This window comes from Nostoc sp. 'Peltigera membranacea cyanobiont' 232 (genome assembly GCF_002245985.1).
Lineage (GTDB): Bacteria > Cyanobacteriota > Cyanobacteriia > Cyanobacteriales > Nostocaceae > Nostoc.
In genome coordinates, this window is the sequence record NZ_NOLK01000313.1 from 1 (window position 1) to 3,723 (window position 3,723).

Below are 3,723 nucleotides of genomic sequence, written 5' to 3' on the forward strand. Positions count from 1 at the left end.
GGCTAGAAATAGCCGATACAGAAAAGAGGGAATCGAGAACATGCCGCACACAATTGTTACAGAAGTCTGTGAAGGCGTAGCTGACTGCGTAGATGCTTGTCCAGTAGCTTGTATTCATGATGGCCCGGGCAAAAATGCCAAGGGAACAGATTGGTACTGGATTGACTTTGCCACTTGCATCGACTGTGGTATATGTCTCCAAGTTTGCCCAGTCGAAGGGGCAATTCTTGCAGAAGAACGACCGGACTTGCAAAAAACCCCTTAATAGTCCATAGTCAACAGTCAATAGTTATTTTTTGACTTGACTGTTGACCAATGACAAACGACAAATGACAAATGACCAATGACAAATGACTATTTACTAGATGTTCAAAATGTCCATGCTGGATACATCAAAGATGTAGATATCCTGCAAGGTGTGAATTTCCAGGTTGCACCAGGGGAATTGGTAACAGTGATTGGCCCCAACGGTGCTGGTAAATCTACTTTGGCAAAAGCAATTTTTGGGCTTTTGATCCCCCACACAGGCACAATTACCTTTAAAGGTGAAAATATTGTGGGGCTAAAGTCCAATCAAATTGTTCAACGAGGAATGTGCTACGTACCGCAAATCGCCAATGTTTTCCCCTCTCTGAGTGTTGAAGAGAACTTGGAGATGGGTGCTTTTGTGCTTAACGTTCCCCTGAAACCAATTAAAGATAAAATATTTACCATGTTCCCCAGATTAAGCGATCGCCGTCGTCAACGCGCTGGTACTCTCTCTGGAGGAGAACGCCAGATGTTAGCGATGGGCAAAGCTTTGATGTTGGAACCTAGTTTGCTAATTTTAGATGAACCATCTGCTGCTTTATCACCAATCTTGGTGACACAGGTGTTTGAGCAGATTAAACAAATTAATCAGGCGGGAACTGCGATTGTATTAGTAGAACAAAATGCCCGTAAAGCTTTAGAGATGGCTAATCGTGGCTATGTACTGGAGTCGGGACGCGATGCTATCTCCGGCCTTGGTCAAGAACTATTAAACGATCCTAAAGTGGGTGAACTATATCTGGGAGCAGGTAAAAGACATTAACCCTCTTTAATTACTCTTGCCCCCATTCAACATAACACCACTTGAAATAAGGAAACTTCACGAGCCGATAGCGATGCCAAACGCGAGTGCGTCTCGTAGAGAAAGCGAACTGCGCCTACGCTATCTATAAACTAATACAAAAACTATAACAATTCCTGCCACTGCCGCGACCGTCGTTTTCGATGCTCAAAGAATTCTCCCCAATAATCCTTGCGTTTCTAATCACATCTACAGCGAGTAAAAAGGTAAAACAGGACATTCATTTAGGAAAAAATGATAAAAATGCAAATTAACCGGATTTGCCAGAACCCCAATTGAACAAGAAGGCTTACTGAACTTCCTATATATAAAGCTCTGCATCACTTTTTGATATACTGCTGAGTCAAAATAACTTCTGTAAAGCCGCTCCAGAGGGAACCTGAGGTGTTTTTTATTGTATAAAAACGTCTATGTTTACCTCAATCAAAATTGATTGAGTGCTTTTGGCAATTTGGCAGCCAAAATTTTTTTGTTCCAGTTTTAATTGATATATCAGCAGGGTTACTGGGACATTGAGAAACTTCTACAAGGGATCGATTCCCGTCTCAAAATCCCACCCAATGGCCAGTTGTTGACGCTCACGCTCTGTAAACTACCCAGGGCAAACGCATCTAAATATTGACGAGCCTGAATCAGAGTGGAATTGAGCAAAACCCCAATCAAAGAAGGCTTTGAGGGAATTAAATATTCATTTATATGGTAATGATAATCATTGTATAGGGAGGCTAAAGGCAGCCGACGCCTGCCTGTCAAGGAAGATGGTATTCTAACAGTTGCTCTAAAGAAGAATTACATTTTTATTCTCCTCTCTATGAAGCTCAAGCCAAAAATCACAATTGCTGACCATTTTTTGCTTATAGAAGACCCACGAATAGACCGCACTAAACGACACAATTTAATTGATATCATGACGATTGCGATCTGTGCAGTGATTTGTGGGGCAGATGGCTGGGTGGGGATAGAGACTTATGGTTGTGCTAAGTATGATTCAATTGAAGAGGCTCAAAACTGCTTAGAAGCGCGGGCTGAAGCTGAGAAATATTGAGTGCGTTAGCGTAGCTCGCCGCAGGCATCGCTTTTTATTGGGCATTGGGCATTGGCGATCGCAAAACAAACTCCTAATTCCTGTAATATTGCCTTGTAACACGGCATTTGAGGCAATTATGAGTGGAAGAACTAGCACTACCTGGGAAAAAGGTACTTATTGGAACGGTGGCGAGACAACTACAATTCGCATACCCATTGTGCTGAAAAGTTCATGTTTCCAGCCTTTGATTAAATCCTGAATCTCCAAAGGTCATTTACCATCTGCGATCGCAGTTTCGACAACTTCCCGTTTCTGTTTGGCGGTAATACTGTCCACACTGCCAATTGCATCCATTTTTTAGTTGATAGAGAATTCCATTGAAGATATCTCGCAATGGGCCAGTTGGTCGGTCGAGTCTGCTTCTTAGTCGGTAATATCTCTTGCAATAAGGGTTCAAAAATTTCCCATTCTGCATCAGTGAGGTTGCTGGAATACGCCATTAGTATTGGATTTTAGATGCTGAGGAGTACCTTAATTCAAAACCTCATAAGATGTCAAATGGGTTTTATAGCAGAATGCGATCGCCCTGATACTTTCTCAACCTGTGCTACTCTCAAGTATTGCAGGTTCATCGCTAGTGAATTTGGTGAGTGATGCGATCGCTAACATCAATAGCTTTGTATATACTTCCCTGCGCGATCGGATTACAGGCGGGAGCAACGCGATTTTGTGAGGTGCTAAAAATTAGAGGTATAAATCACCTGTTTAATAGTGCGTAGGCGTAGCCCGCCGTAGGCATCGCAGCGAAACATCTGTTTTTATTGAGAATCTAGCTATATAACTGAGAATTAAACCCCGATCTCACTTTTTCGCGTTGCTCCCTGATTGTATTGGTGGGTGAAAATGGTGCTGGGAAGACCACTTTAACAAAGCTATTATGTCGCCTCTATGACCCTAGCCAAGGTGCGATTATTTGGAATGGGCAAGATTTACGATTGCTCCCCTTAGAAGACTTGCGATCGCGGATTGATGTAGTTATGCAAGATTACGCTCGTTTTCCGACTACCGTACGCGAAAATGTTGCCTTTGGGAATTTACCAAAAATGCAGGATGATGCCGCGATTACGGAAGCGATCGCCGAGGCTGGTTTGGCTAAAGTAATTGAAAAGCTAGATCGTGGTTTGGAAACCCTTTTAGGCAAACAGCTAGAGGGTGGTATCGATCTATCAGGGGGACAATGGCAGAGGTTAGCGATCGCTCGTGCTTTATTGCGACTGTCTCCAGCCGAACTCCTCATACTTGATGAGCCAACAGCAAATCTTGACCCCAAAACAGAACACGAGATTTACAACATTTTGCGTACTCTGGCCAAGGGGAGAATAGCCGTTGTAGTCAGCCATCGCCTCGCCTTAGCAAAACTAGCAGACCGAGTAGTAGTACTAGAACACGGTCAAGTTATCGAAGTAGGCACTCATGACGAACTCATCGCACTAGGCGGACAGTATCACCTAATGTTTACTCGTCAAGCTAGTAGTTATAACTGAATGGGGAAGAGGCAGGGGAGCAGGGGAGCAGGGGACAAGGG

The 3,723-nt window shown here is 43.5% G+C and carries 4 protein-coding genes and 2 pseudogenes; 5 read left to right on the forward strand and 1 reads right to left on the reverse strand.

Annotated elements, in window-relative coordinates:
* The first annotated feature begins 40 nt into the window (after positions 1 to 40).
* The 3 genes and pseudogenes from CDG79_RS39615 to CDG79_RS39625 all read left to right on the forward strand — a co-directional run.
* Positions 41 to 265 carry an indolepyruvate ferredoxin oxidoreductase subunit alpha gene (locus CDG79_RS39615; RefSeq protein ID WP_094332787.1) on the forward strand — a complete coding sequence of 75 codons (225 nt, stop codon included), beginning with the start codon at positions 41 to 43 and terminating at the stop codon, positions 263 to 265.
* A 78-nt stretch (positions 266 to 343) separates the two neighbouring features.
* Complete coding sequence (locus CDG79_RS39620) at positions 344 to 1,072, forward strand: ABC transporter ATP-binding protein (RefSeq protein ID WP_094332788.1); 729 nt, start codon at positions 344 to 346, stop codon at positions 1,070 to 1,072.
* Positions 1,073 to 1,922: 850 nt separating this feature from the next.
* A pseudogene (locus CDG79_RS39625) lies at positions 1,923 to 2,111 on the forward strand (transposase family protein); the annotation flags it as partial.
* A gap of 275 nt (positions 2,112 to 2,386) precedes the next feature.
* Here CDG79_RS39625 and CDG79_RS43230 read toward each other — a convergent pair.
* A complete protein-coding gene (locus CDG79_RS43230; protein ID WP_189525310.1) occupies positions 2,387 to 2,638 on the reverse strand; it encodes a hypothetical protein in 252 nt (83 codons plus the stop codon).
* Between the two features lie 104 nt (positions 2,639 to 2,742).
* Between CDG79_RS43230 and CDG79_RS45105 the strand changes: the two genes are divergently transcribed.
* Entirely contained in the window at positions 2,743 to 2,871 is a 129-nt protein-coding gene (locus tag CDG79_RS45105) for a hypothetical protein (RefSeq protein WP_262985884.1), read from the forward strand.
* A gap of 136 nt (positions 2,872 to 3,007) precedes the next feature.
* Positions 3,008 to 3,682: pseudogene (locus CDG79_RS39630) on the forward strand (ATP-binding cassette domain-containing protein); the annotation flags it as partial.
* Between the last annotated feature and the right edge of the window lie 41 nt (positions 3,683 to 3,723).

Coding starts and splice junctions, on each gene's coding strand:
- CDG79_RS39620 (WP_094332788.1), top strand. CDS start 344: ATGACAAATGACTATTTACTAGATGTTCAAAATGTCCATGCTGGATAC.
- CDG79_RS39615 (WP_094332787.1), top strand. CDS start 41: ATGCCGCACACAATTGTTACAGAAGTCTGTGAAGGCGTAGCTGACTGC.
- CDG79_RS43230 (WP_189525310.1), bottom strand. CDS start 2,638: ATGGCGTATTCCAGCAACCTCACTGATGCAGAATGGGAAATTTTTGAA.